Source organism: Leucobacter manosquensis (assembly GCF_018304845.1).
In the GTDB taxonomy this organism is placed as follows: Bacteria; Actinomycetota; Actinomycetes; order Actinomycetales; family Microbacteriaceae; genus Leucobacter; species Leucobacter alluvii.
The window spans coordinates 732,673-756,786 of the sequence record NZ_JAFEVO010000001.1 but is presented as its reverse complement, the minus strand read 5'-3'; the positions used below and the strand labels follow the sequence as shown (position 1 = coordinate 756,786).

Annotated in this window: 24 protein-coding genes, 3 tRNA genes and 1 pseudogene; 6 read left to right on the top strand and 22 right to left on the bottom strand. The window is 66.4% G+C overall.

What is annotated here, in order from left to right; translation table 11 throughout:
* The first annotated feature begins 1 nt into the window (after position 1).
* Genes JSQ98_RS03530 through JSQ98_RS03520 form a run of 3 tightly spaced genes read left to right on the top strand, consistent with a single transcriptional unit; the run spans position 2 to position 1,616 of the window.
* Positions 2-298, top strand: coding sequence for a Fe-S oxidoreductase (locus JSQ98_RS03530; RefSeq protein ID WP_090148905.1), 297 nt, complete (start codon positions 2-4; stop codon positions 296-298).
* 8 nt (positions 299-306) lie between these two features.
* Entirely contained in the window at positions 307-954 is a 648-nt protein-coding gene (locus JSQ98_RS03525) for a hypothetical protein (protein ID WP_211648391.1), read from the top strand.
* Positions 955-956: 2 nt separating this feature from the next.
* Entirely contained in the window at positions 957-1,616 is a 660-nt protein-coding gene (locus tag JSQ98_RS03520) for a histidine phosphatase family protein (RefSeq protein ID WP_346728708.1), read from the top strand.
* Here JSQ98_RS03520 and JSQ98_RS03515 read toward each other — a convergent pair.
* The 5 genes from JSQ98_RS03515 to JSQ98_RS03495 all read right to left on the bottom strand — a co-directional run bounded on the left by JSQ98_RS03515 (position 1,601) and on the right by JSQ98_RS03495 (position 6,151).
* On the bottom strand, positions 1,601-2,287 hold the full coding sequence (locus JSQ98_RS03515; protein WP_211648389.1) for a nucleoside/nucleotide kinase family protein: 687 nt from the start codon (positions 2,285-2,287) through the stop codon (positions 1,601-1,603). The two genes, JSQ98_RS03520 and JSQ98_RS03515, sit on opposite strands and share 16 nt — an antisense overlap.
* Positions 2,284-3,201 carry a PfkB family carbohydrate kinase gene (locus JSQ98_RS03510; protein WP_211648388.1) on the bottom strand — a complete coding sequence of 306 codons (918 nt, stop codon included), beginning with the start codon at positions 3,199-3,201 and terminating at the stop codon, positions 2,284-2,286. The genes JSQ98_RS03515 and JSQ98_RS03510 overlap by 4 nt, the downstream gene beginning before the upstream one ends.
* On the bottom strand, positions 3,191-4,018 hold the full coding sequence (locus tag JSQ98_RS03505; protein WP_211648387.1) for an ATP-binding cassette domain-containing protein: 828 nt from the start codon (positions 4,016-4,018) through the stop codon (positions 3,191-3,193). The genes JSQ98_RS03510 and JSQ98_RS03505 overlap by 11 nt, the downstream gene beginning before the upstream one ends.
* Positions 4,019-4,030: 12 nt before the next feature.
* Positions 4,031-5,035, bottom strand: coding sequence for an ABC transporter permease (locus tag JSQ98_RS03500; protein ID WP_211648386.1), 1,005 nt, complete (start codon positions 5,033-5,035; stop codon positions 4,031-4,033).
* 84 nt (positions 5,036-5,119) lie between these two features.
* Positions 5,120-6,151 carry a substrate-binding domain-containing protein gene (locus tag JSQ98_RS03495; protein ID WP_211648384.1) on the bottom strand — a complete coding sequence of 344 codons (1,032 nt, stop codon included), beginning with the start codon at positions 6,149-6,151 and terminating at the stop codon, positions 5,120-5,122.
* Positions 6,152-6,309: 158 nt separating this feature from the next.
* Between JSQ98_RS03495 and JSQ98_RS03490 the strand changes: the two genes are divergently transcribed.
* Positions 6,310-7,311: a LacI family DNA-binding transcriptional regulator gene (locus JSQ98_RS03490; RefSeq protein ID WP_249290929.1), complete on the top strand. Its 1,002-nt coding sequence runs from the start codon at positions 6,310-6,312 to the stop codon at positions 7,309-7,311.
* Positions 7,312-7,321: 10 nt separating this feature from the next.
* Entirely contained in the window at positions 7,322-8,344 is a 1,023-nt protein-coding gene (gene fbaA / locus JSQ98_RS03485; RefSeq protein ID WP_211648381.1) for a class II fructose-bisphosphate aldolase, read from the top strand.
* 85 nt (positions 8,345-8,429) lie between these two features.
* On the opposite strand, the gene clpX is transcribed toward fbaA, so the two are convergent.
* From clpX to recO, 14 genes are all read right to left on the bottom strand, one after another.
* The gene (gene clpX, locus JSQ98_RS03480) at positions 8,430-9,701 is read right to left on the bottom strand and encodes an ATP-dependent Clp protease ATP-binding subunit ClpX (protein ID WP_090148894.1); all 1,272 of its coding nucleotides are present in this window, start codon (positions 9,699-9,701) and stop codon (positions 8,430-8,432) included.
* A 115-nt stretch (positions 9,702-9,816) separates the two neighbouring features.
* The gene (locus JSQ98_RS03475) at positions 9,817-10,488 is read right to left on the bottom strand and encodes an ATP-dependent Clp protease proteolytic subunit (protein ID WP_090148892.1); all 672 of its coding nucleotides are present in this window, start codon (positions 10,486-10,488) and stop codon (positions 9,817-9,819) included.
* A gap of 27 nt (positions 10,489-10,515) precedes the next feature.
* Positions 10,516-11,196: an ATP-dependent Clp protease proteolytic subunit gene (locus JSQ98_RS03470; RefSeq protein WP_255536937.1), complete on the bottom strand. Its 681-nt coding sequence runs from the start codon at positions 11,194-11,196 to the stop codon at positions 10,516-10,518.
* 55 nt (positions 11,197-11,251) lie between these two features.
* Positions 11,252-12,781: a trigger factor gene (gene tig / locus JSQ98_RS03465; protein WP_211648380.1), complete on the bottom strand. Its 1,530-nt coding sequence runs from the start codon at positions 12,779-12,781 to the stop codon at positions 11,252-11,254.
* Between the two features lie 56 nt (positions 12,782-12,837).
* Positions 12,838-12,915 (bottom strand) — tRNA-Pro (locus JSQ98_RS03460).
* Between the two features lie 177 nt (positions 12,916-13,092).
* Positions 13,093-13,163: transfer RNA gene (locus tag JSQ98_RS03455), tRNA-Gly, on the bottom strand.
* A gap of 72 nt (positions 13,164-13,235) precedes the next feature.
* Positions 13,236-13,793, bottom strand: coding sequence for a gamma carbonic anhydrase family protein (locus tag JSQ98_RS03450; RefSeq protein WP_211648379.1), 558 nt, complete (start codon positions 13,791-13,793; stop codon positions 13,236-13,238).
* Positions 13,794-13,857: 64 nt separating this feature from the next.
* Positions 13,858-13,930: transfer RNA gene (locus JSQ98_RS03445), tRNA-Asn, on the bottom strand.
* 90 nt (positions 13,931-14,020) lie between these two features.
* Positions 14,021-14,869, bottom strand: coding sequence for an ABC transporter ATP-binding protein (locus tag JSQ98_RS03440; RefSeq protein WP_090148883.1), 849 nt, complete (start codon positions 14,867-14,869; stop codon positions 14,021-14,023).
* 94 nt (positions 14,870-14,963) lie between these two features.
* Positions 14,964-17,015, bottom strand: coding sequence for a DNA primase (dnaG, locus tag JSQ98_RS03435; protein WP_211648378.1), 2,052 nt, complete (start codon positions 17,013-17,015; stop codon positions 14,964-14,966).
* An 84-nt stretch (positions 17,016-17,099) separates the two neighbouring features.
* Positions 17,100-18,380, bottom strand: a complete 1,281-nt coding sequence (locus tag JSQ98_RS03430; RefSeq protein ID WP_249290715.1) for a deoxyguanosinetriphosphate triphosphohydrolase — start codon at positions 18,378-18,380, stop codon at positions 17,100-17,102.
* Positions 18,352-19,539: a tRNA dihydrouridine synthase DusB gene (gene dusB, locus JSQ98_RS03425; RefSeq protein WP_211648377.1), complete on the bottom strand. Its 1,188-nt coding sequence runs from the start codon at positions 19,537-19,539 to the stop codon at positions 18,352-18,354. The genes JSQ98_RS03430 and dusB overlap by 29 nt, the downstream gene beginning before the upstream one ends.
* 20 nt (positions 19,540-19,559) lie before the next feature.
* A complete protein-coding gene (locus JSQ98_RS03420) occupies positions 19,560-20,345 on the bottom strand; it encodes an isoprenyl transferase (protein ID WP_211648376.1) in 786 nt (261 codons plus the stop codon).
* A gap of 36 nt (positions 20,346-20,381) precedes the next feature.
* Positions 20,382-21,104, bottom strand: a complete 723-nt coding sequence (recO, locus tag JSQ98_RS03415; RefSeq protein WP_211648374.1) for a DNA repair protein RecO — start codon at positions 21,102-21,104, stop codon at positions 20,382-20,384.
* A gap of 107 nt (positions 21,105-21,211) precedes the next feature.
* On the opposite strand from recO, the gene JSQ98_RS03410 reads away from it, so the two are divergent.
* A complete protein-coding gene (locus JSQ98_RS03410) occupies positions 21,212-22,015 on the top strand; it encodes a trimeric intracellular cation channel family protein (RefSeq protein WP_346057893.1) in 804 nt (267 codons plus the stop codon).
* Positions 22,016-22,055: 40 nt separating this feature from the next.
* Here JSQ98_RS03410 and ruvC read toward each other — a convergent pair.
* The 3 genes and pseudogenes from ruvC to JSQ98_RS03395 all read right to left on the bottom strand — a co-directional run bounded on the left by ruvC (position 22,056) and on the right by JSQ98_RS03395 (position 24,103).
* A pseudogene (ruvC, locus tag JSQ98_RS03405) lies at positions 22,056-22,650 on the bottom strand (crossover junction endodeoxyribonuclease RuvC).
* Between the two features lie 28 nt (positions 22,651-22,678).
* Complete coding sequence (locus JSQ98_RS03400; RefSeq protein ID WP_090148870.1) at positions 22,679-23,443, bottom strand: YebC/PmpR family DNA-binding transcriptional regulator; 765 nt, start codon at positions 23,441-23,443, stop codon at positions 22,679-22,681.
* 96 nt (positions 23,444-23,539) lie between these two features.
* Entirely contained in the window at positions 23,540-24,103 is a 564-nt protein-coding gene (locus tag JSQ98_RS03395) for an HIT family protein (RefSeq protein ID WP_249290713.1), read from the bottom strand.
* Between the last annotated feature and the right edge of the window lie 11 nt (positions 24,104-24,114).

Genomic DNA, 24,114 nt, shown 5'->3' with positions numbered 1-24,114 from the left:
GATGCAGCTCGGGGCGCGCTGGCAGAGGGGCACTCCCCCGCACCGCAGCGTGCCCGAGGCGCTGCATGCCGCGATCGCCGAGCAGGAGAACGGGCATCCGGAGGCTGATTCGTGGACGCTGACCTGGCTCGAAGGCCGGCCGCGCTGCGAGCTCGATGACCTCGTGTTCGTCGCGCTCGACGTGGTCGGTCGCGTGCGCACCGGGCCCGTGAGCGGGAGCGGCGAGCCGGGGCTCGCGGAGGAACGTCTGGCCCACAGCGCAGACGACGACGCCGACGATGATGACTGGCTGAGTTGAGGAGTTCGATGTTTCGCGGAGACGACCTGGTCGGGCGCCGATTCGGCGCGAGTATGGCGGTGGCGGCCATCGCCCTCATGGGGCTGAGCGCCTGTGCTCCCGAGCCTGCGGCGGACGGCGGTGCGCGCGGCGACGGATCGTCGTCGGCGTCCGCCTCGGCCTCCGCGGAGGCGGACGCCGACTCCTCCGGGCCTGACGAGAGTGCGACTGCCGGTGAGGACGATGAAGCGGGCAGCGATGCATCGAGCGTCGGGGAGGGCGACCGCAAAGCGAACGGCGCCGCCTCCGGGAGCAGCGAGGGCGGATGGCCGCAGCAGGGCGATCCGCAGGACACGTCGAAATCGACGACGCTCCCCGCGTCATTCCCGGTGGCCGATTTCGTCGTGCCCGACGGCGCCCGCATCGACGATGCCGGTGAGCGATCGACGAGCGAATGGTATCTCGTGCTCACCGCTGAGGACCGGGCTGCCGCTGATGCGCTGTGGCAGTCGATCGTCAGCGCGAGCGGGTTCGCCGAATCGGAGCGATCCGAGACCGGTGATGGCGGCGTCGCCGCCACGCTCGCACACGGCACGCTGAGCGTCACCGCTCTGCAGATCCCCCAGAAGAACGGGTCCGTACTGTTGAGCTTCGATATCACCGCAGTGGGCGGTTGAGCGTGCGCATCGCGCTCATCCGGCACGGGCAGACCGACTGGAATCTCTCCGGTCGCATGCAGGGTCGCACCGACATTCCGCTGAACGCCACCGGCCGAGAGCAGGCCAGCGACCTCGCCGAGCGACTCTCACGAGCAGGCGGGTGGGACGCGGTCGTGACGAGTCCGCTGCTCCGAGCTCGGCAGACGGCTGAGATCCTCGCCGAGCGGCTCGGTCTCGAGGCGGTGACGTGCGAGGGGCTCGTCGAGCGCTCCTTCGGCGATGCGGAAGGCTTGTCGCACAGTGTCGCCCTCGAGCACTGGCCGTCTCGCCAGTACCCGAGCATGGAGGGTCATGACGAGGTCGCTGAGCGGGGGGTATCGGCGCTCGACCGCATCGCCGATCAGTTTCGGAACGGCCGCGTCATCGCTGTGACGCACGGTTCGTTCATCCGGCATCTGCTCGCGGACATCTCCGGGCTGCCGGCAGATGAGGTGCCCCGGGCCGAGAATCTCGCCATCTCCGAGGTCGAGCGCGACGAGTCACGCACGTGGCACGTGCGTTCCATCGCAGGCCGCGCCTGGGAAACTGAGAGCGATGCCGCCAGCAGGTCTCCCGCGAGCCCGTCGATTCAATCAAGGCAGTGCGACGGCACAGCAGTGAGACATCACGCAGAACGTTGACGCTGGTCGGTAACGCTGAAGATGTGCTCCGCCCGATTCGCTGACGCGATGATCCGCTCAGCGTTTCGCTGATCGCTTCCCCATGACCGCTCCCGCGCTTCGTTCGCGCTGCGCCCAAATCTCATGTGGCGCGCGATCAACCGCTCCATTCGCTCCTCTTCCGAGGGCGCAATGAACCAGACTTCATCGATCATGTCGCGAGCAAGCGGCCACGGGTGATCCTCAAGCAGCAGGTAGTTGCCCTCGGTGACGACGAGTGGCGTCGAACGTCGTACGGGAATCGCCGACCCGATGGGCTCCTCGAGGTCGCGGCGAAACTCAGGCGCGTACACGACGTCTTCGTCCACGCCGTTCCCTTCCGAGCCCTGCGCGTGGATCCTGCGGAGCAGCGAGACGTACCCCCACGCATCAAACGTGTCATAGGCTCCTTTGGTCTCGGTTCGGTGCAACGCGGCGAGCACCGAGTTGGCGAAGTGGAATCCGTCCATCGGCACGAGCACCGCGAGTTCGGGCCCGAGTTTGGAAACGAGCAGCTCAGCCACCGTCGATTTACCGGCGCCCGGCGCCCCGGTGATGCCGAGTATCCGACGCTCCCCCGGCACGATGAGGTCTCGTGCGCGGCACTCGAGTTCGGCGATGGTCGTCGGGGTGATTGTGTCAGCAGGGGTCATGACGCTCCTTGATCCGACGGTGCAGCTCGGTCGGCACGGACAGCGTCCAACCAGCTCCTTGGCCCAATATGAGCACATCGTATCGCCGCGATGCGACTCGCGAATGCGATTCGCGCTGGCAAGAGCTCCCCATGCGCGGTGGCGAAGGCGTACGCGCCATGGAAGACGTCTCCCGCTCCGAGTGTGTCGCGCGCCTCAGTGACCGGCACCGTTACCGCGCCGGAGTCTTCGCCGCTCCACCATTGCACCGGATCAGGGCCGGATGTCGTGACCACGTTCGGCACGCCCGCGGCGACGAGTGCCAGAGCTGTTTCTCGTGCGGAACTGGTCTCGGGGAGTCGAAAGTCGGCTGAAGCGACAACGTCCGTCGCTCCGCCCATGATGTCGTGCATGACGGGTTTCCACCGCCCGGCGTCGACGACTACCGGAACTCGGGAACGCGTGGCCGCGACCGTCGCGGCGCGCGCGAGGTCGGGATGATGCCCATCGATGAGTGCGATTTCCACCTGCAGCGCCCGATCCCACCACTCCCCATCGGGCGATGCGGCGCGTACTGCGGCCGCGTCGCCCCCGATGACAGATCGCTCGCCCGACCCTTGCAGCACCGCCACCGACGAGACGGGCGCATCCGCATCGAGGTCTGGCGCAACGTCGACCACGCGCACGTCGCACGCCTCGAGCTCGTCCCGAATCAGTCGCGCGATCGGCCCGTCTCCGAGCGCCGTCACCAGCACCGCAGAGCCTCCCAGCGCTGCGAAAGTGACTGCGGCATTGGCGGCAGGTCCACCCGCTGCCATGAATTGCTGGGCGGCCGTGATCTTCTCGTTCGCGGCCGGTGCCCGGTCGACACGATGAATGACATCAAGGGTTGCGAGGCCGACGAAGATCCCCCGAGGGGACGCATCAGTGGCCACCGGCGGCCTCCTGGTCGGTGGGGCGCTCAGCACCGGTCATGAGCGCCACGACCTCCGACATCGACCGGCGGGTGGGGTCGACGACGGCAGCACGACGCCCGAGTCGATGCACGTGGATGCGGTCGGCGACTTCGAATACGTGCGGCATGTCGTGGCTGATGAGTACGACGGGAATGCCGCGATCGCGAATCGACCGGATGAGTTCGATAACCTGGCCGGATTCTCGGACTCCGAGCGCTGCGGTCGGCTCGTCCATAATGATGACGCCTTTCCCGAACGCCGCCGCGCGCGACACGGCAACGCCCTGACGCTGGCCACCCGAGAGCGTCTCCACTGCCTGCGACACCGACTTGATGCCGATCTGCAGGTCGCTGAGATGCTGCCCGGCGTACTCGCGCATGCGGGGCATGTCGAGACGGCGCAGTACTGTTCCCATGAACCCCTTCCGCCGAATCTCTCGGCCGAGGAAAATGTTGGAAGCGATGTCGAGCGCCGGAATCACGGCGAGATCCTGATAGACGGTCTCGATCCCTGCGGCTCGTGCGTCCCCGGTGCTTCTGAACTGCACCGGCTCCCCGTTCATGAATATCGTGCCTTCGTCGGGGATGATGGCGCCCGCGAGTGCTTTGATGAGGCTCGATTTTCCGGCGCCGTTGTCTCCGATCACGGCGAGCACCTCCCCGTGCCGAAGGTCGAAGTCAGCGCCGTTGATGGCCGTGACACTGCCGTATCGCTTGACAAGGCCGCGTGCGTGGAGGGCAAGGCCGCTCGAGTCGCCGGAGGCTGGAGATACTGAGGTGTCGGTCTCGGTGTGCATGTGATTCCTCCGTCACCGCGCCGTACGTCGGCGCATGAATTGGTCGATCGTGACCGCAACGATGACGAGCACACCGGTCGCGATGTTCTGGTAGAGATTATCGACGCCGGCGAGCGTGAGTCCGTTGCGCAGCACGCCGACGATCAAGGTGCCGATCAACGTGCCGAGCACACCCCCGCGCCCGCCGAACAGACTCGTTCCGCCGATAACGACCGCGGTAATGGTCTCAAGATTCGCGTTCTGAAAGGCGTTCGGATCGGCATTCGGGATTCGGCCGAGAGCGGCCCACGCAGCAATCATCGCGATCACGCCGGCGACGACGTACACAGAGAAGATCGTACGATTCGTCTTCACCCCCGAAAGTCTCGCGGCGACGGCGTTTCCACCGACCGCGTAGACGTGCTTTCCCCACGCCGTCTGCGTCAATGCGTATCCGACGACGAGATACACGAGCAGCATGGTCACGACGCCGTAGGTCGTCACGAATGCACCGATGCGGAACGTCGTTCCGAGGAACACGAGGATCGGGTCGGTGACCGTGAACGTCTGGGATCCCGCGACGAGGCGAGTCGCCGCGACGATCGCGGTGAACGAACCGAGGGTGACGATGAATGGCGGGAGTCTCAGGAGCGTAACGAGCGCGCCGTTGAGCGACCCGAGCGCTACGCAGACGATGAGCGCCAGGAGCAGCCCGATGACGGCGCCCGATGATCCGGACCCGATCGCCAGAACGACGGTGCCGAGCACCGCGATCGATCCGATCGAGAGATCGATGCCAGCGGTGAGAATGATCAGTGTCTGCGCGACGGCAAGGATGCCGATCACGACGGACTGTTGCAGGATCAGCGAGAAGTTTCCGAGCGTGAGGAAGCGCGGTGAGAGCAGGCTGAACACGATGAGGGCGACAACGAGGGCGATGGAGGAGCCGAACAATGGAGCCTGGAGCATGCGCGACCAGGAGAAGCCCGACGCGCCCGCGCCCGAGACCGGCGTCGCTTGAGTGGGGGTGGATGACATGGGGTGCGATTCCTTACTCCGGCGTGGACCGCACGAGAGATGCGGCCCACGCGTGGTGCGTCGATATGGATCAGGAGCGGGGCCTCACCCCCAGCAGTTGTCGGCGCCCCATTCAGTGTCTTCCGAGTCGAGGCCCTCAACGGGCTGGTCGGTGATGAGTACCGACCCGGTGTCGTTGAACCCCTCCTTCGGCTTGGTGCCGTCATTCGCGTAGGTGACGATGGCGTCAACGCCCTGCTCCGCCATCTTCGTCGGAAACTGCATGACCGTTGCGCCGATGATGCCCGCCTTCACGTTCTCGACTCCGGTACACGAACCATCGATCGATCCGATGAGCACTTGATCTTCTTTGCCCGCCGCCTTGATCGCTGCGAATCCGCCGGCAGCAGCAGGCTCGTTGATCGTGTACAGGGCGTTCGCCTCCGGAGCGCGCTGCAACAGGTTTTCCATCGCGGTCTGCGCTTTGGTCTGGTCACCGTTCGTGTTCTCCATGCCGAGGATCTCGGGAGAGTCCTCCGACAGGCCCATGCCCTTGAGAAAGCCATCGTGGCGGAAGGTGTCGACCGTGCCGCCCGGTGTTCCGTCGAGCATGACGACCTGGGGCTCATCGTCGCCGAGACTCGCCTTCACCCAGCCGCCCTGCGCCTCGCCTGCGGCGAAGTTGTCCGTGGCGAAGGTCGCGTCGACCGCGTCTTCGGGATCCGTGGCGGTATCGAGTGCGACGACGAGCACACCTTGATCTCGAGCCTGCTTGATGGCGGCGAGAATTCCCGATGAGGAGTTCGGTGTGATCATGATGCCCTGCACACCTTGACTCACGAGATTCTCGATCGCAGCCACCTGGCCTTCGTTGTCACCGTCGAAGGCGCCCGCGAGCGCGATCAGCTCTGCGCCGTTCTCGTCTGCCGCGGCCTGCGCCGATTCGCGCATGTTTACGAAGAAGGGATTCGAGTCGGTCTTCGTGACGAGACCGATCTTGAGATCGCCCTCGGGGGCGCCGCCTTCGTCTCCGCCGCCCTCAGTGCCAGTCGAGCACGCAGTGGTGCCAAGCAGCAGCGCTGCCGCGGCTACCGCCGCCAACCGGATTCCGAAACGATGTGGTGTCGTGATGTTCATGTGAGAGCTCCTTCGATCCCGAGATGGACGTCTCTGTCCACGCACACCATATGCAGACGGAAAGCGCTTGCGCAAGCGCTTTCGCGTTTTGCGGCGATCCTGTTATCGTGTGAAGAACGGTAACAACGACGTGCGAAGGAAGTCACACAGTGGTGACGATGGCAGAGGTGGCGGAGCACTCGGGAGTGTCGTCGAGCACGGTATCGCATGTGCTCAACGGCACCAGGTACGTCAGCGATCCTGTGCGCGAGCGTGTGGAGCAGGCCGTCGCCGAGCTCGGGTACCGCAGAAATTCTGCTGCGAGAACTTTGGCAGGCGGCAGATCGCACACCATCGGTCTCGCGATCTCAGGGCTCACAAACCCCTATTTCGGTCCACTCCTCCACGCCATCGAACAGCATGTCTCGGCCGCGGGGTACGTGCTCGTGCTCGGAGACACGCACGACGAGCCCGGGATGGAGCGCCGAGTGATCGAGTCTCTGCTCGATCGCGCCGTCGATGGCATCATCATCGCCCCGTCGCACGGGTTCATCTCACACGGGGCAGGGCTCATCAATGCTGCTGGAACGCCCACGGTGGTGATCGACCGGAGCGTCGATGCGAGGCACGACGAGCTGACTCCCGAAAACTCCGTATCGACCGAGGAGCTCACGGCTCACCTCATCGCACACGGGCATCGACGGATTGCGGCCGTCGCCGGCCTCCCGGGCCTCGCATCGTCCACCGAGCGATTGAGCGGCTACCGTCGCGCGCTCGAGCACGCTGGAATCGCGCCCGACGAGGCATTGATCGTGCCCGGAGATTCGAATGCTGAAGCCGGCGAGCGCGTCGTGCTCGATCTGCTCGCCGGCGCTCGGCCGCCCACGGCTCTCGTGAGTCTCAACAATGCCATGACGATCGGAGCGCTTCGGGCCGTGCGCCGTGCGGGCCTCCGAGTGCCCGATGACCTCGCCCTCGTCGCATACGACGACTTCGAGTGGAGCGACCTGTTCGAACCAGGCCTCACCGCGGTTGCACAGAATGTGTCACGGCTCGGTACTGAGGCCGTCGACGTGCTCTTCGACCGCATCGCAGGCGATGACCGGCCTGTCGAACGACGCATCATTCCCACTGAACTGCGCATCCGCAATTCCTGCGGCTGCGCCGACGCCCCGCTGTGAAAGGACGCGCATGCCCATCGCCACTCCGGAGACCTACGCCGCCATGATCGACCATGCGAAGCAGAGCGGCTTCGCATTGCCCGCGATCAACGTCACCAGTTCGCAATCGTTGAACGCGGCGCTCCAGGGTTTCGCAGACGCCGATAGTGATGGAATTATTCAAGTGTCGCTCGGAACAGCGCTCTATCTCTCGGGCAACCGGGTGCAGGATCGGGCCAAGGGCTCGCGCGCGTTGGCACTCTACGCGCACGAGGTCGCTGCCGATTACGGCGTCACCGTCGCCCTGCACACCGATCATTGCCCTCAGGAACACCTCGCGAACTGGGTGCGGCCGTTGCTCGCAGACGCGATTGAACGGCGATCGAGAGGGCTTGAACCGCTGTACCAGTCGCATATGTGGGACGGCTCTGCGGTGCCGTTGGAGAGAAACCTTGCCATAGCGTCTGAGCTGTTAGAGCTGAGCGAACGCGCACGCACGATCCTCGAGATCGAGGTCGGGGTGGTGGGGGGTGAGGAAGACGGCATCTCCCACGACATCAACGATGAGCTCTACTCGACGGTAGACGATGCGCGCGCTACCATCGCCGCGCTCGGATCAGGTGAACGCGGGAGATATCTCACGGCGCTGACGTTCGGCAACGTCCACGGAGTCTACAACCCGGCTGCAGTGCATCTGCGCCCCGAGCTCCTCGGAGACATCCAACATGAAATCGGGCAGAGCCTCGGGCGTGACCGTCCGTTCGATCTCGTGTTCCACGGCGGGTCGGGATCGTCGCCGGCAGACATCGCTGCCGCGGTTTCCTTCGGCGTGGTGAAGATGAACGTCGACACGGATACCCAATACGCGTTCACGCGTTCAATCGCCGGGCACATGCTCTCGAACTGGGAGCGCGTGCTCAAAATCGATGGTGGGTATGGCGACAAGAAATACTACGACCCGCGCGCGTGGGGAAAGCCGGCTGAGCACGCGATGGCGGCGCGAGTCGTTCAGGCGGCCGAAGAGCTCGGGTCTGCGGGCAACACGTTGCGCTAGTGCCGTTCACGCATGCTTCCGCACGGTGACCTTTGCCGATACGCCGGCGAGCATAACGCGCCGGCAGTCAGGCATGCACCTCGGCTCAGGCGCTCTCGCGGCCTCCACGGGCCTGCAGCACGCGCGGCGCAGCTTCCCCGTTCACCGATTCCCGGGTCACGATGACCTTCGTGATGTCACCATCGGAAGGCACCTCGAACATGACGGGGCCGAGGATCCCTTCGAGGATTGCACGGAGCCCACGAGCGCCGGTCTTGCGTTCGACGGCAAGTTCAGCGATGGCTTCGAGCGCGGCATCCTCGAACTCGAGACTCACGCCGTCGAGTTCGAACATGCGCTGGTACTGCTTCACGAGTGCATTCTTCGGCTCGGTGAGAATGCGCGTCAGCGCCTCGACGTCGAGCGGATCGACCGTCGCCACGATCGGCAGGCGCCCGATGAACTCGGGAATCAGGCCGAACTTGTGCAGATCTTCAGGTTGCACCTGAGCGAAGAGCTGATCGTCGTTGCGCTTGCTCGATACCGGCGCACCGAACCCGATGCCGCCCTTGCCGAGGCGAGACCCGACGATCTCCTCGAGACCGGCGAATGCGCCGGCGACGATGAAGAGCACGTTCGTGGTGTCGAGTTGGATGAACTCCTGATTCGGGTGCTTGCGCCCGCCCTGCGGAGGAATCGATGCGACCGTTCCCTCCAGGATCTTGAGGAGCGCCTGCTGCACGCCTTCGCCCGAGACATCGCGCGTGATCGAGGGGTTCTCGGCTTTACGAGAGATCTTGTCGATCTCATCGATGTAGATGATCCCCATCTCTGCGCGGGCGACATCGAAATCGGCTGCCTGCAGAAGTTTCAGGAGGATGTTCTCGACGTCTTCGCCGACGTACCCCGCCTCGGTGAGCGCCGTGGCGTCGGCAACCGCGAACGGCACGCCGAGCTGTCGTGCCAGCGACTGCGCGAGATACGTCTTGCCGCACCCGGTCGGGCCGATAAGCAGAATATTCGACTTCGCGATCTCCACCTGCTCCGAGGCGACCTCAGCGCTCGCGAGCGACGAGAGCGCGCGCACGCGCTTGTAGTGGTTGTACACCGCAACGGCGAGTGACTGCTTGGCCCGGTCCTGCCCGATGACGTACTGGTCGAGGAAGTCTGCGATCTCACGAGGCTTGTGCAGAGTGAAGTCGGAGGTCTCCCCCGTCTGGTGCTCCGCGAGGCGCTCCTCGATGATCTCATTGCAGAGCGCCACGCACTCATCGCAGATGTAGATCTGCGGGCCGGCGATGAGCTGCTGCACTTGCTTCTGCGACTTGCCGCAGAAGGAGCACTTGAGCAGCTCGCTGCTTTCGCCGATCTTCGCCATGCGGAGCTCCTTCACCTAACTCGGTCTGATCCGATGCCTTCGAGACTAGCGGGAGCCTCAGACATTGATGGGCGGCGCGCCGGAGCCCCGGGGTCGCCCCCGAGGCTCCGTGTGACTACTTCGCGATGACCGGCTGCGGGTTCTTCCGACTCGTCAGCACCTGGTCGACGAGCCCGTATTCGAACGCCTCCTGTGCGCTGAGAATCTTATCGCGATCGATGTCGCGATTCACCTCTTCGATGCTGCGCTTGGAGTGCTTCGACAGCGTCTCCTCGAGCCATTCGCGCATCCGCAGGATCTCGCGGGCCTGGATCTCGATGTCCGAGGCCTGGCCGTGGCCGCCCTGACCGCTGGACGGCTGGTGGATCAGCACGCGCGCGTTGGGCAGCGCGAGCCGCTTCCCCGGGGTTCCACCGGCGAGCAGCACCGCCGCAGCCGACGCCGCCTGACCGAGGCACACCGTCTGCACGTGCGGGCGAATGTACTGCATCGTGTCGTAGATCGCCGTCATGGCGGTGAAGGAGCCGCCCGGCGAGTTGATGTACATGGTGATGTCCCGCTCAGGGTCCTGGCTCTCGAGCACCAGGAGCTGGGCCATGACGTCGTCGGCTGACGCATCGTCGACCTGCACGCCGAGGAAGATGATGCGATCCTCGAAGAGCTTGGCGTACGGATCCTGACGCTTGTAGCCGTAGGCCGTGCGCTCTTCGAAGGTCGGGAGCACGTAGCGCGCATCGGGCATCTGCAGGCTCGATCCGCCGGACTGGGGCATGTATGGAGTATTCATCGAGTGAGTTGCTTCCTGTCCGTCACGTTAGTTACTGGTGCCGCCGCCGCCGATGACATCGGTGGCTGAATCGCGGATGAAGTCGATGAAGCCGTACTCGAGCGCCTCATCTGCGGTGAACCAGCGATCGCGGTCGCCGTCCTCATTGATCTGCTCCAGCGTCTTCCCGGTCTGCGCCGCGGTGATCTCGGCGAGGCGGTTCTTCATCGAGGTGATGAGCTGCGCCTGGGTCTGGATGTCGCTCGCCGTGCCGCCGAATCCGCCGTGCGGCTGGTGCAGCAGCACGCGGGCGTTCGGGGTGATGTAGCGCTTGCCCCTGGTGCCGGCGGTGAGCAGGAACTGGCCCATCGACGCGGCCATGCCGATGCCGACGGTGACGATGTCATTCGGAACGAACGACATCGTGTCGTAGATCGCCATGCCCGCGGTGATCGAGCCGCCGGGAGAGTTGATGTAGAGGTAGATGTCGGCCTTGGGATCCTCTGCAGCCAGCAGCAGGATCTTGGCGCAGATCTCATTCGCGTTGTCGTCACGGACTTCGGAACCGAGCCAGATGATACGGTCCTTCAGCAGTCGTTCGAACACGCTGTTCGGTGGCGTCTGTTCAGCCATGCGGCGCTCCATTCGTTGTTGCTTGGTTCGAGCGTACCGAGTCGTTCGCGCCTCGTGAGCCGTGTTCGCCGTGGGCGCATGGCCGCCGATACGCAACGATCCCCCACCTCGAAGTTCGAGGCAGGGGATCGCGGATGCGGCGGGATGCGACCTACTTGCCGGCCTCTTCAGCCTCGGCGGCGGCCTTCTTGGCGGCGCGCGTGGCGGCAGCCTTCTTGGCGGCAGCCGAACGAGCGGCCTTCTTCGCGGCCTCGTCGTCAGCGGGAGCGCTCTCGGTCGACGCGGCGGCCGGCTTCTTCGCGGCGGCCTTCTTCGCAGCCGGAGCCGGAGCCTCTGACTCCGGAGCGGCTTCGGTCTCGACCGCCTCAGCGGCGTCGTCCGATGCGTCGGCTTCCTCATCGGAATCGACGGCCGTGAACTCGCTCAGATCGACGGCGTTGCCGTCCTGATCCACGACCTCCGCCTTTGCGAGCGCGACCGCGAGAGCCTTGTTGCGCGTGACCTCTCCGAGGATCACGCCCATCTGGTTGCCCTGGCTGATGGCCTGGAGGAACTGCGTCGGCTCCATGCCGTACTGCTGCGCCGACTGGAAGATGTACTGCGAGAGCTCGTTCTGCGTCGGCGTCACGCCTTCAGCTTCGACGATCGCGTCCAGCAGCAGCTGGAGCTGGATCTGCTCCTCCGACGACTTCCGCACCTCGGCGCGGTGCTCGTCGTCCTCGAGGCGGCCTTCGCCCTCGAGGTGACGGTGCACCTCTTCCTCCACCAGCTCTTCGGAGACGGGGATGCCGGCCTGCTCGATGAGCGTTGCGGTGAAGAGATCGCGTGCCTGCTGACCCTGCGCGAAGACTGAGGCCTTCGAAACCTGATCCTTCAGGCTCTCGCGGAGATCGTCGATCGTGTCGAACTCGCTCGCGAGCTGCGCGAACTCGTCGTCGGCCTCGGGAAGCTCGCGCTCCTTGACCGCGGTGACCGTGAGCTCAACCTCGGCGTCCTGGCCCTCGTACTCCCCGCCCAGCAGCTGCGAGGTGAAATTCGTCGTCTCGCCGGCGGTGAGGGTCTCGACTGCCTCATCCGTACCTGCGAGCAGGTTGCCAGCGCCGACCTCGTAGGAGACGCCGCTCGCCTGATCGACCTCGTTGCCGTCGATGGTCGCGGTGAGGTCCAGCTCGACGAAGTCGCCGGTCTTCGCGGGGCGATCCACGGTCACGAGGGTGCCGAAGCGCTCGCGCAGCTTGGTCAGCTCGGCCTCGACCGCATCCTCGTCCGCCTCGACGTTGTCGACGGTCAGCTTCAGGCCGTCGTACTTGGGCAGCGTGAAGTCGGGGCGCACCTCGACCTCGAACGCGAGCACGAGGGTGCTCTCCGGATCCTTGGCTTCCGGCCACTGCTCGACATCCGCGGTGGGGCGGCCCATGGGGCGCTCGTCCGCCTCGGCGAGAGCAGCCTGGTAGAAGTCGTCCAGCGAGCTGTTGACAGCCTCCTGGATGACTGCCTCACGGCCGACGCGCTGATCGATGATCGGCGCGGGGACCTTGCCCTTGCGGAATCCGGGCACCGAAACCTGCTCGGAGATGGTCTTGTACGCCTGCTTGAGGTAGGGCTCCAGCTCGTCGAGCGTAACTTCCACGCTCAGCTTGGCGCGGGTCGCAGTGAGCTTCTCAGCTGTCGTCTTCGGCAATTTGGCCTCTCATCATCAGAATGTCGTTCGGATGCCGGTTTCGGGCCGGCGGACCCTGGTCGGGGCGACAGGATTCGAACCTGCGACCTCCCGCTCCCAAAGCGGGCGCTCTAGCCAAGCTGAGCTACGCCCCGGTGTACCCGGGAGTTCCATCATGCTGGCGCGCGGTCGCGCGCAACCCGAGCAAGTCTAGCCGATGCGCGAACCGCTGCGCTGCAGGTGCCCGGAGGAGCGCCGGAATCCGCGTGCACGGAGGCGCGGCGACGGGAGAAACGGAGAAGGCCCCGCGTGAGCGGGGCCTTCTCCGGCGGAGGGGATGACGGGAATCGAACCCGCGTAATCAGTTTGGAAGACTGAGGCTCTACCATTGAGCTACATCCCCGTGTTGCGTGCAGCGCGTGCCGAAGCACCTCACCGATCATACTGCATCATCGAGCCCGACACGAACGCGCCGTCACTCGTCGCGTGTCGCGGCCCGATGATTCTCGGTGGTCTCCAGGTAGCGCGCCGAGTTGAGGCGCACCGCCTCGCGGTCCTCGTCCCGTAGTTCGCGCACCACTCGACCGGGCACGCCGACGACGAGCGAGTGAGGCGGGACGATCATGCCCTGCGGCACGACCGCTCCCGCGGCCACGAGACTGCCCGACCCCACGACGGCGCCGGTGAGCACGGTGGCGTGCATGCCGATGAGGCAGCCGTTCTCGATGGTGGCACCGTGGATCATCGCCAGGTGGCCGACCGAGACATCGTCGCCGATGATCGCCGCATCCCCGCGTTGCGTGTGCAGGACCGCACCGTCCTGAATGTTGCTCCGCTCCCCCACCCGCACGGAGTCGGAGTCGCCGCGCAGCACTGCGTTGTACCAGACGCTCGACTGCGCGCCGATGCGAACGTCTCCGACGACCACGGCTCCAGGCGCGATCCAGGCGCGCTCGTCCACGACGGGTGCTCCGTACGGAGGCACACTGATCACGCGTGCACCCGCCTGAGCAGAGGAATCGTTCGAAGTCATAGCGCCTCCCTGCGCGTCGGATGAAACGAAAAAGCCCTTACCGCAAGGGTAAGGGCTTCGCTCGCTCCCCCGGCTGGGCTCGAACCAGCGACATCCTGATTAACAGTCAAGCGCTCTGCCAACTGAGCTACAGGGGATCATTGCGACTGCAACCAGACTAGGTTAGCAAGCCCCGAAGCGGGTGTGCAAATCGTCCCGGTTCGGGCGATTCGCCCGCCGAGTGGACGCTATTCTTCCGCGATCTCGTCGTACGCCGTCGCGCGCAGCGCCTGCGCGAGACGCTGCACGTACCCGTGGTCGGCGTTGCGGAAGATCTCATTGATCTCCCCGCGCCCCACGAGCCGGCCCTGCTGCATGACGAGCACCTCCTGCACCAGGGCCTCGAGCATGCCGATGTCGTGGCTGATCAGCAGCATCGTGGCACCGCTGCGCTCTCGGTACCACCGCAGCAGCTCGACGATCTTCGGCCGGTTGTTCGCGTCGACGCCGAGTGTGGGCTCATCCGCGATCAGCAGCCGCGGGTCGAGCATGAGCGAGCGCATCACCGCGACGCGCTGCCGCTGGCCTTTCGACAGCTCGTACGGATACTCCTGCAGTTTCGCGAGCGGAAGGGCGACGATGTCCATCATCTCCGCGATGCGCTCGCCGAGCTCATCGCGGTCGAAGTGCTTGCTTCGCTCGACGATCGGCTCGAAGAGGATGTCGCCGACGTTGAGCTCGGGCGTGAGCGTGGCGCCGGCGTCCTGGGCGAGGTGGCCGACGTACGCCGTCAAACGCGCGCGGGTGCGGCGCCACAGGCGGTTCATGGGCACGTCCATCACGGTGGCTTCACCGCCGGTGAGCCGAATGCGGCTCGACTTCTCGCTGGCATCGGGCCCGCGGCCCGCCAAGAACTTCGCAAGCGTCGACTTGCCCGAACCGCTCTCGCCGAGGAGGGCGAACACATCGCCGCGCGCGACATCGAAGGAAAGCCCCTCGACGGCCTCGAACTCCCGGCCCCCCGCGTGCGCCGGGTACGAGAGCGAGAGGTCCGAGACCCGAATCATCGGATCGGCGTCGACTACGGGGTGGGGCATCCTGAATTCTCCTCGGTGGCTCGTGGTGCGCTCCGGCTGACCAGCAGCCTAGGGCATCGGGATGCGCACGGCGGGAGCGGTTTCGGCACGCCGCTCAATCTGCGCGCAGACTGCGGCGAGCTGATTCGAGCGCGACGAGCTGCTCCTGAATCTGACGAGCGCGCGGGTCTGCGGAGTCGCCGATGCGCTGATGGCGTGCGAGCAGTTCGCGTTTGAGCTCCACGAGATCCCGGTCGAGCAGCGAGACCACCACGTCGCGGGCGTACGCCGCCAGCTGATCGAGATTTCGCTGCGGCATGGGGGCCATGGCGAGCTCGCGGATGAGTCCGTGATGCGACTCGGGTGCAGCCGCCATGACGGCGTCCCACCACGCCCGCGTGCCGAGTACCGGCAATGCGGCGCCGAGTGCGTCGCGCACGACACGCAGGTCGGGTTCGAGCACCTGCGCCGTCACCGCTTGCTGCAGCAGGTCAGGGCCCACCGATTCGCCCTGCTGCAGCATCGCCATCAGGGCGTCGCGTTCGAGCCAGGTCGTAGGGGCGTTGCGAAGTGAAGAGAGTCCGATACGGCGCGGCGCTGCGGGTGTCGGATCACGCTGCGGATCGGAGGGTCCACCGTACCGGTCCGAAGCGTCGTCGTACTGGGCACTCGGGCCGGAGGCGTACGGATCCTCCTGCTGCCCCGACGACCCTGGCCGGCGCGCGGCCCCGCGCTGCCCGTACCCGCCGCGCTGCTGCTGTCGTTGGTTCTGCACGTGCTGGCCCTGCCGTTGCGGCCCGTTCTGGCCCTGACCCGACCGGTCCTGGCCGCCGCGATCGCTGCCCCGAGGGCTGCGCTCGGCGCTGCGCACAGCATGCTGCACCTCATTCAGCTCGGCGCCCAGCAGGCGCGCGAGCTCTCGCGTGTATCCCGGGCGGAGCGACGGGTCCCTGATCTCCGCGATGATCGGCGCGGCCTCGCGCAGCGCGGCAACCCGCCCTTCCACGCTGTTCAGGTCGAAACGCGCGATCGCCTGCCTCAGCGCGAACTCGAAGAGCGGAATCTTGCGCGTGAACAGCTCGCGAACCGCCTCGTCCCCGCGATGCTGACGCAGATCGGAGGGATCGAGCCCTTCCGGCGCGACAGCGACGTAGGTCTGCGCAGTGAAGCGCTTCTCCTCGCTGAAGGCGCGGAGCGCGGCCTTCTGCCCGGCCTCATCCGGGTCGAAGGTGAACACGACCTCGGCGGCGGAATCATCGCCCATGATGCGTCGGAGCACGGCGATGTGATCCTTGCCGAACGCCGTTCCGCAGGTCGCCACCGCGGTCTCCACGCCCGCGAGATGACAGGCCATGACATCGGTGTATCCCTCGACGACCACGGCGCGTTTGCCGCGCGAGATCGCCCGCTTCGCGAGATCGAGACCGTACAGCACCTGCGACTTGTGGTAGACCGGGGATTCAGGCGTATTGAGATACTTGGGGCCGTTGTCGTCCTCGTAGAGCTTGCGCGCTCCGAAGCCGAGCGTCTGGCCGCTCGTGTCGCGGATGGGCCAGACGATTCGCCCGCGGAAGCGATCGTAGGCACCGCGCTGCCCTTCGGAGGCGAGACCGGACTGCACCAGCTCCTGCGGCGTGTATCCCAGTCCGCGCAAATGGCCGCTCATACCGTCCCAGCCTCGCGGGGCGTACCCGACGCCGAACCGTTCGCAGGCGGCCTCGTCGAAACCGCGCTGCGTGAGGAAGTCGCGCGCCATCGCGGCTTCTTCACCGGCGAGCTGCGCCGAGAAGTACTCGGCCGCTGCGGTGTTCGCCGCGAGCAGCCGGGCGCGATTCGGGCCGTCTTCGCGCGCGAAACTCCCCTCCTCGTACGTCAGACCGTAGTGAATCCGCGCTGCAAGACGTTCCACCGATTCGGCGAAGGTGAGATGGTCCATGCGCTGGAGGAAGGTGAACGCGTCACCGGATTCCCCGCACCCGAAGCAGTGGTAGTAGCCGAGCGCCGGGCGCACGTGGAAACTGGGGCTGCGCTCATCGTGGAATGGGCACAAGCCCTTCATCGAATCGATTCCGGCGTTCTTCAAGGTGACGTAGTCACCGACGAGGTCGGCAAGGTTCGTGCGACGCTTCACTTCCTCGATATCGCTCGCACGGATCCGACCTGCCATAGCTGAACAGTCTACCGCCGGAGCCCGTTGACCAGGCGACGCTGTGGCGCCGCTGCCGCTGGTGCGAAACGCTACGCGTTTCGCCTACACCAGCGGCACATCACACAGCCGCTTGTGCCAGGCGATCGCGGACTGATCCGTCAGCGACGCCACCTGGTCCACGATGGCGCGCCGCCGCCCCGCATCATCCGCAGCCTGGCGGAAGTCGGCCGCGAAAGCGGGCTCCAGCTCGTGCTCCCCCGATTCCCACAGCACCTCGAGCAGTTCGCCCAGCAACTCGCGCTGCCGGCGATACGTCGGTTGACGCCGCCCGCTCGCCATGACGAACGCCGCGACGATCCCCTTGAGCACGGCGATCTCTGCACGGATCTCGCGGGGAACGATGACGGAAGCGTTGTAGCGCGCCAGCGGCGAGCCGTCCGCAGCCTCAAGCGTCGCCCCGATCGATGCTCGCGCGAACCGGCCGATCATCTCGCTCGTGAAGTTCTTGAGCTGCGCCTGGTGGGCGCGGCTCTCGTCCCAGCGGGTCAGCCAGGTCTCGGATTCAGAGATGCGGTCGTACGCCGCCCCGAGCTCGTCGCTCGAGTAGGATCCGCCGGCCCACTCCGACACGGCACGGATCAGCGAGTCATGGCCTGAGCGGGCGGTAAGGATCTCGGGGTCGATGAACCCGCTGACGACGGCGTCCTCGAAATCGTGCACCGAGTAGGCGATGTCATCCGCGAGATCCATCACCTGGGCCTCGGCGCACTTCCTCCGCTCCGGCGCTCCCGCGCGCAGCCACGCGAAGACTGGAGCATCATCCGCGAAGTAGCCGAACTTCGCGCTGCCGGGCTCGGCCTCGGCAAGGCTCCAGGGGTACTTGCAGCTGGCGTCGAGCGTCGCGCGGGTCAGATTCAACCCCACGCTCGCACCGTCGGAGGTGAACCGTTTGGGTTCGAGTCGCGCGAGCACTCGGAGCGTCTGCGCGTTGCCCTCGAACCCGCCCGCGTCGACGGCCCACTCGTTGAGCGCCTTCTCCCCGTTGTGGCCGAAGGGCGGATGACCGAGGTCGTGCGCGAGGCACGCAGTGTCCACCACGTCCTGCGCAAGGTTCAGCGAGACGGCGAGCTCCCGGCCGATCTGCGCGACCTCAAGGGAATGCGTCAGACGGTTCCGCGCGAAATCGATGCCGGCCGTGGGGCTGAGCACCTGCGTCTTCGCCGCGAGGCGTCGCCAGCCGCTCGAGTGGAGCACGCGCGCACGGTCGCGGGCGAAATCGCTGCGCGATCCCGAATGCGACTCAGGCACGTAGCGTTCGGCGTCGACCGCATCGTATCCGGCGGGCAGGCCCGACTCACCCACCCGAGTCGTCTCGCTCGGCATCCGCCAAATCGGCGTAGTCGATGTTCTCGCTCGTGCGGCTCTCGAGCCAGCGGTCCGGCAGCACGACCCGCTTCGGGCTGCCGGCGCGACCGCGCTGCCCTTCGGCGCCTTCGCCGGGGTACGGCAGTGAGGCATCCATCGTGGCGAAGATCTCGTCCATCTGCTCGAGCGATTCGACGGCCGCCAGCGCGCGACGCGTGTCGCCGCCGACCCCATAGCCCTTGAAGTACCAGGCGACGTGCTTGCGGATGTCGCGGCATGCATGCGGCTCATCGTCGTCGTAGAACTCGACGAGCAGCTCGGTGTGGCGACGCATCGCATCCATGACAAACCCGAGCGGCGGCTGAGCGATCGACGCCGCCGCTTCCTCTGCCGAGATCTCCCCGGTCTCAGCGCGGAACGCCGCTGCGAGGTCCCCGAAGAGCCACGGGCGTCCGAGGCACCCGCGGCCGACGACGACGCCGTCGCAGCCGGTTTCGCGGACCATGCGGATGGCGTCATCAGCCGACCAGATATCGCCGTTGCCGAGCACGGGCACGCTCGTGATGGTCTGCTTGAGCGTCGCGATCGAACTCCAGTCGGCCTGGCCGGAGTAGAACTGATTCGCTGTGCGCCCGTGCAGCGCGATGGCGGCCACGCCTGCGCCCTCGGCAGCACGCGCGGCATCGAGGTACGTCAGGTGATCCTCATCGATGCCTTTGCGCATCTTCACCGTCAGCGGAATGTCGCCAGCGGACCGCACCGCCCCCTCGACGATCGCTCGGAACAGATCGCTCTTCCACGGCAGCGCAGAGCCCCCGCCCTTGCGAGTGACCTTCGGAACCGGGCACCCGAAGTTGAGATCGATGTGATCGGCGAGATCCTGATCGACCAGGAAGCGCACGGCCTCCGACACGGTCTTCGGATCGACGCCGTAGAGCTGGATCGAACGCGGCGTCTCGCTCTCATGATGCTTGATGAGACGCAACGACGCTGGCGTGCGTTCGACGAGCGCCCGGCTCGTGATCATCTCGCTCACGTAGAGCCCTGCGCCGTATTCGCGGCAGAGCCGCCGGAATGCCGTATTGGTGATACCGGCCATGGGGGCGAGCACGACGGGCACATCGAGTGCGAGCGGCCCGATGCGCAGGCGGGCGTCACCGAGAGTCTGGGAAGTCATATCCGTACCATTCTCGCAGATCAGGATCCGCTGGGCGTGTCGACGGCACCGCCGAAGCGACGATCCCGGTCGTGATAGATGCCGATCGCCTCCCAGAGCTGCCGCCTGCCGAAATCGGGCCAGAGCGTGTCGAGGAACACCATCTCCGCGTACGCAGACTGCCAGAGCATGAAATTGCTCGTGCGCTGTTCGCCGGAGCTGCGGAGGAACAGATCGACATTCGGCAGTTCGGGAACGTACAGGTGACGCTCGATGGTGCGTTCTGTGATGCCGTTCGGAGAGAGCCGACCGGCGCGCACCTCGGAGGCGATTGCGCGCACTGCGTCCGTGATCTCGTTGCGCCCGCCGTAGTTCACGCACATCGTCAACGTGAGGCCGGTGTTCGACGCAGTGGCGCGCTCCGACGCCTGCAGCTCGTTGATCACCGATCCCCAGAGCTTCGGGCGGCGCCCGGCCCAGCGCATCCGCACGTTCCAGGCATCGAGCTGCGCTCGACGGCGGCGCAGCACGTCGCGGTTGAATCCCATGAGAAACCGGACCTCATCGGGCGAGCGCCGCCAGTTCTCGGTCGAGAACGCGTACACGCTGAGATGGGCGACCCCGGCCTGAATCGCCCCGGCGACCACGTCGAGCAGTGCCTGCTCCCCCATCCGGTGCCCTTCGACCCGCGGGAGGCCCCGCCGGTTCGCCCAACGCCCGTTGCCGTCCATGACGATGGCGACGTGCTGCGGGGGCGGGCCGGCGAAGATCGGAGGCTGCTCCCCGGTCCAGTCGACCGGCACGAGCGAGGACGGAGCGCGGTGCATGACTGCCAGTGTAGATGCGGTCCGCGGCCCCGCAGCTCAGCGCCGCGGCGCGCGGAACGAGCGCAACCCGCGCTCGAGGTGCCACTGCGTGTACGCAGCGGCGATGCCGGCGGCCTGACCGCGCTCCCGCTCCGAGGCCTGCAGCGCGTCGTCCCAGTTCCCCGAGAGCAGGGCCCCGAGCAACAGAATGCTGCCCGGATCCAGCCTGGGTGAGCCGGGGGTGCGGCAGTCCTCGCACACGACGCCACCGAGCTGCACGACGACGGCGGTGTGGGGCCCCGCGGCTCCGCACCGGACGCAGTCGACGAAGCCGGGCGTCCAGCCGGCGATGGAGAGCGCGCGCAGCAGATACCCGTCCCGCACGAGCTCCGGCGAAATCCTGGCGGCCGCGAGGGTGCGGAGCGCGCCCACGAGCAGTTCGTACAGCGGCCGGGAGGGGTCGCCCTCGGCGAGGCGCTCCGCGGTTTCCACGATGACGCTGCCCGCCCGGTACCGGTCGTAGTCGGCGCTGATCGCCGGACCGTATGCGCCGAGCGTCTCCGCCTGCGTGATGGTGTCGAGCGAGCGACCCTCGAAGCACTGCACATCCGCGACCATGAACGGTTCGAGACGGGCGCCGAACTTCGACGAAGTGCGGCGCACGCCCTTCGCGACTCCCCTGAGCAGCCCGCGGTCACGCGACAGCATGGTGACGATGCGATCGGCCTCACCCAGCTTGTGGGTGCGGAGCACAACACCTTGTTCGCGGTAGAGGGGCACGAGTCCAGTATCCTCCACCCTTGCGACGGCGTGTGCGCCATTGCGCCCGCGGCGCAACGATGCATGCGGCCCGTCGCATTCGCCCGATCGTACGCGAGAATGGAGTCGTGTTCGACGAGACGTTCCGCATTCCGCTCTACGCCGATCTCGCCGCGGTCGGAGTCGGCAGCCTCCAAGGCGCGCTCTTCGCCGCGGGCTTCAAACGGCTCGATCTGCTGGGCGTCGCGATCATCGGAATCTTCTCAGGGGTGGGCGGCGGCTTCCTCCGCGACGTCTTCCTTGGCACGACGCCGGCGGCATTCGCCGACAACTGGTACCTCATCGTGGCAACAGGCGCCGCGCTCATCGGAATGCTGCTGCAGCGGCTGCTCGAGAAAGCAGACCCGGTGATCACCGTGCTCGACGCGATCAGCATCGGAATGTTCGGGGCAATCGGCGCGACGAAAGCGCTCGCACTCGGCATGCCTGTCGTACCGGCGCTCTTCATCGGCACCGTCTCGGCGGTGGGCGGCGGCGTGCTACGCGACCTGATGCTCAACATTCCGATCGCACTCATGCATGTCGGCTCGCTCTACGCCGTGGCGAGCCTGGTCGGAGTGTCGGTGCTCGTCGGCCTGCTGGCGCTCGGCGTCGCGGTCATCCCCGCGAGCATCGTCTGCGTCGTGGTGACTGCACTCGTTCGTCTGCTCGCCGTGCGGTTCGGGTGGAGCCTGCCCGAGCAGCGCGCCCTGAGCCGCATCCGACTTCGGCGTCAGCGCCAGGTCGAACAGGTCATCGAAGAGGCGCTGCACACCGGCACCATCACACTGCCGATCACGCTGCCAGAACCGGGAGACATCGGTGAGCGCGAACCGCGCGCCGGCGCTGAGGATCGCGATGTCGACCAGGACCCTCCCGCAGAGCGGCCCTGACGCGTCGGCGGAGTTGCGACTCCCGTGAGGGTTCTGGCGCTTACGCCCGAGGGCCGCTGCGGCGTCGGCCGACCTTGGCCTCGGCCTCGCGCCACGCCCGTTGAGCAGGCGTCTCCCCCGCCGGCGCCATAGCCCGGGTGGAACGATCGGCCGTCCCGCCGCGCGAGAGGTGCCAGGCGTGAGTGATCGCCAACGCGAGCGCATCAGCGGCGTCCGCCGGCTTCGGGGCGCGGCGAGCCTGAGGGCCGCGTCACCATCGTCGTGACCTGCAACTTGTCGGCGCTGCCGTAGCCCGTGACCTGCGCCTTGACCTCGTTCGGGGTGTAGAGCGCCACCGGAATGCCGCGCCGCTCGGCGAGGAACATCACAACGCCGCTGATCTGAGCGACGCCCATCACCGACGGGAGGTTCTGCTGAGCGAAGACGCGCTCGAGAGCGATCGCCGCTGGTTTCTCGCCGTCGAGCAGCCGTTCGATCGCGGACCCCAGCTGATGGAGCCGAGCCGGCAGTTCGGCCGTCGCCGGCGAACCGAGCACCTCCACGTGCTCGAACGTCACGCGCCGCCCGGCCCCGGCCGTCACCACGCCGATGCCGCAGCGCGTGAGGCCGGGGTCGATGCCGATGATGCGCGTCATCGTCGAGGATCCGGTCTCGACCGGTGCGTCACTCGTCTTCAGCGAGTTCGGCCTGCACCTCTGCGGTCAGGTCGACATTCGTGAAGACGTTCTGCACGTCGTCGCTGTCCTCGAGTGCATCGATCAGGCGGAACACCTTGCGCGCCGTGTCGGCATCGACTTCGACCTTGAGGCTCGGCACGAACTCCGCGTCCGCCGAGTCGTAGTCGATCCCGGCGTCGACGAGCGCGGTGCGAGCAGCGACGAGATCAGAAGCATCCGTGATGACGTCGAACGTCTCGCCGTTCGGAGCGGCGTTGACCTCTTCTGCACCGGCTTCGAGCACCGCAGCGAGCACGTCGTCCTCCGTGGTGCCCTCGGCGGGAACGACGATGACGCCCTTCCGCCCGAAGTTGTACGCGACGCTGCCCGGATCAGCGAGGGTGCCGCCATTGCGATTCAACGCGGTGCGCACCTCCGCCGCTGCACGATTCTTGTTGTCCGTCAGGCACTCGATCATGAGGGCGACGCCGTTCGGGCCGTACGCCTCGTACACGATCGTCATGTACTCGACTGCGTCTCCGTCGAGCCCGGCACCGCGCTTGATGGCGCGATCGATGTTGTCGCCCGGAACGGAGTTCTTCTTCGCCTTCTGCACGGCGTCGACGAGGGTCGGGTTGCCTGAGAGATCAGCGCCGCCGATGCGCGCCGCGACCTCGATGTTCTTGATGTACTTGGCGAACGCCTTTGCACGGCGCGAGTCGATGATCGCCTTCTTGTGCTTCGTCGTCGCCCACTTGGAGTGTCCGGACACGGGAGCTCCTCTTTGATTGTTTCGGAATGAGGGTGGTCTGAGTTCAGTCTATGGGGCCGGAGCGCGGCGCCCCGCCGCAGTCGGCTCCTGCGCCGATCAGGGACGGGGCCAGGCTTCGGCGAACAGCTCACGCACCTCGCCGAGCAGTTGGGGCATCGCTTTCGTCTTCGCGATGATCGGGAAGAAGTTCGCATCGGACGCCCACCGCGGCACGACATGCTGATGCAGGTGCGATGCGACTCCGGCGCCGGCGATGGCTCCCTGATTCATACCCAGATTGAACCCGTCGCACTGCAGCGTCGATCGTGCGACGCGCATGGCCGTCTGCGTGAGCGCGGCGATCTCGGAGGTCTCCGCTTCGGTGGCCTCGTCGTAGTTCGAGATGTGGCGGTAGGGGCAGACGAGCATGTGGCCGCTGTTGTAGGGGAAGAGGTTCAGCAGGACGTATGCGTGCTCGCCCCGCGCGACGATCAGCGCTTCGGAATCGGCGCGCTCCGGAGCCGCGCAGAACGGGCAGTCGTGCTCACCGGGCTGATGATGGTCCGACACGTACACCATGCGGTGCGGCACCCAGAGTCGACGCAGGTCATCGGCGACGCCGACGGCGCCGCTCTCCTCGAGCGACTCCGGCCGCACCCCACCGGGTGCGGCGCTCGGCATCGACGCCTCGT

Bases quoted from the DNA above. Each gene is read 5' to 3' on its own strand.
- JSQ98_RS03395 (WP_249290713.1), bottom strand. From the start codon at position 24,103: ATGCCGAGCGCCGCACCCGGTGGGGTGCGGCCGGAGTCGCTCGAGGAG.
- JSQ98_RS03420 (WP_211648376.1), bottom strand. From the start codon at position 20,345: ATGCACCGCGCTCCGTCCTCGCTCGTGCCGGTCGACTGGACCGGGGAG.
- fbaA (WP_211648381.1), top strand. From the start codon at position 7,322: ATGCCCATCGCCACTCCGGAGACCTACGCCGCCATGATCGACCATGCG.
- JSQ98_RS03530 (WP_090148905.1), top strand. From the start codon at position 2: ATGCAGCTCGGGGCGCGCTGGCAGAGGGGCACTCCCCCGCACCGCAGC.
- JSQ98_RS03430 (WP_249290715.1), bottom strand. From the start codon at position 18,380: ATGCCGAGCGAGACGACTCGGGTGGGTGAGTCGGGCCTGCCCGCCGGA.
- JSQ98_RS03490 (WP_249290929.1), top strand. From the start codon at position 6,310: ATGGCAGAGGTGGCGGAGCACTCGGGAGTGTCGTCGAGCACGGTATCG.
- JSQ98_RS03505 (WP_211648387.1), bottom strand. From the start codon at position 4,018: ATGCACACCGAGACCGACACCTCAGTATCTCCAGCCTCCGGCGACTCG.
- JSQ98_RS03500 (WP_211648386.1), bottom strand. From the start codon at position 5,035: ATGTCATCCACCCCCACTCAAGCGACGCCGGTCTCGGGCGCGGGCGCG.
- JSQ98_RS03495 (WP_211648384.1), bottom strand. From the start codon at position 6,151: ATGAACATCACGACACCACATCGTTTCGGAATCCGGTTGGCGGCGGTA.
- JSQ98_RS03475 (WP_090148892.1), bottom strand. From the start codon at position 10,488: ATGAATACTCCATACATGCCCCAGTCCGGCGGATCGAGCCTGCAGATG.
- JSQ98_RS03440 (WP_090148883.1), bottom strand. From the start codon at position 14,869: ATGCCCCACCCCGTAGTCGACGCCGATCCGATGATTCGGGTCTCGGAC.
- JSQ98_RS03450 (WP_211648379.1), bottom strand. From the start codon at position 13,793: ATGACTTCGAACGATTCCTCTGCTCAGGCGGGTGCACGCGTGATCAGT.
- clpX (WP_090148894.1), bottom strand. From the start codon at position 9,701: ATGGCGAAGATCGGCGAAAGCAGCGAGCTGCTCAAGTGCTCCTTCTGC.
- dnaG (WP_211648378.1), bottom strand. From the start codon at position 17,015: ATGGCAGGTCGGATCCGTGCGAGCGATATCGAGGAAGTGAAGCGTCGC.
- JSQ98_RS03515 (WP_211648389.1), bottom strand. From the start codon at position 2,287: ATGACCCCTGCTGACACAATCACCCCGACGACCATCGCCGAACTCGAG.
- dusB (WP_211648377.1), bottom strand. From the start codon at position 19,539: ATGACTTCCCAGACTCTCGGTGACGCCCGCCTGCGCATCGGGCCGCTC.
- JSQ98_RS03525 (WP_211648391.1), top strand. From the start codon at position 307: ATGTTTCGCGGAGACGACCTGGTCGGGCGCCGATTCGGCGCGAGTATG.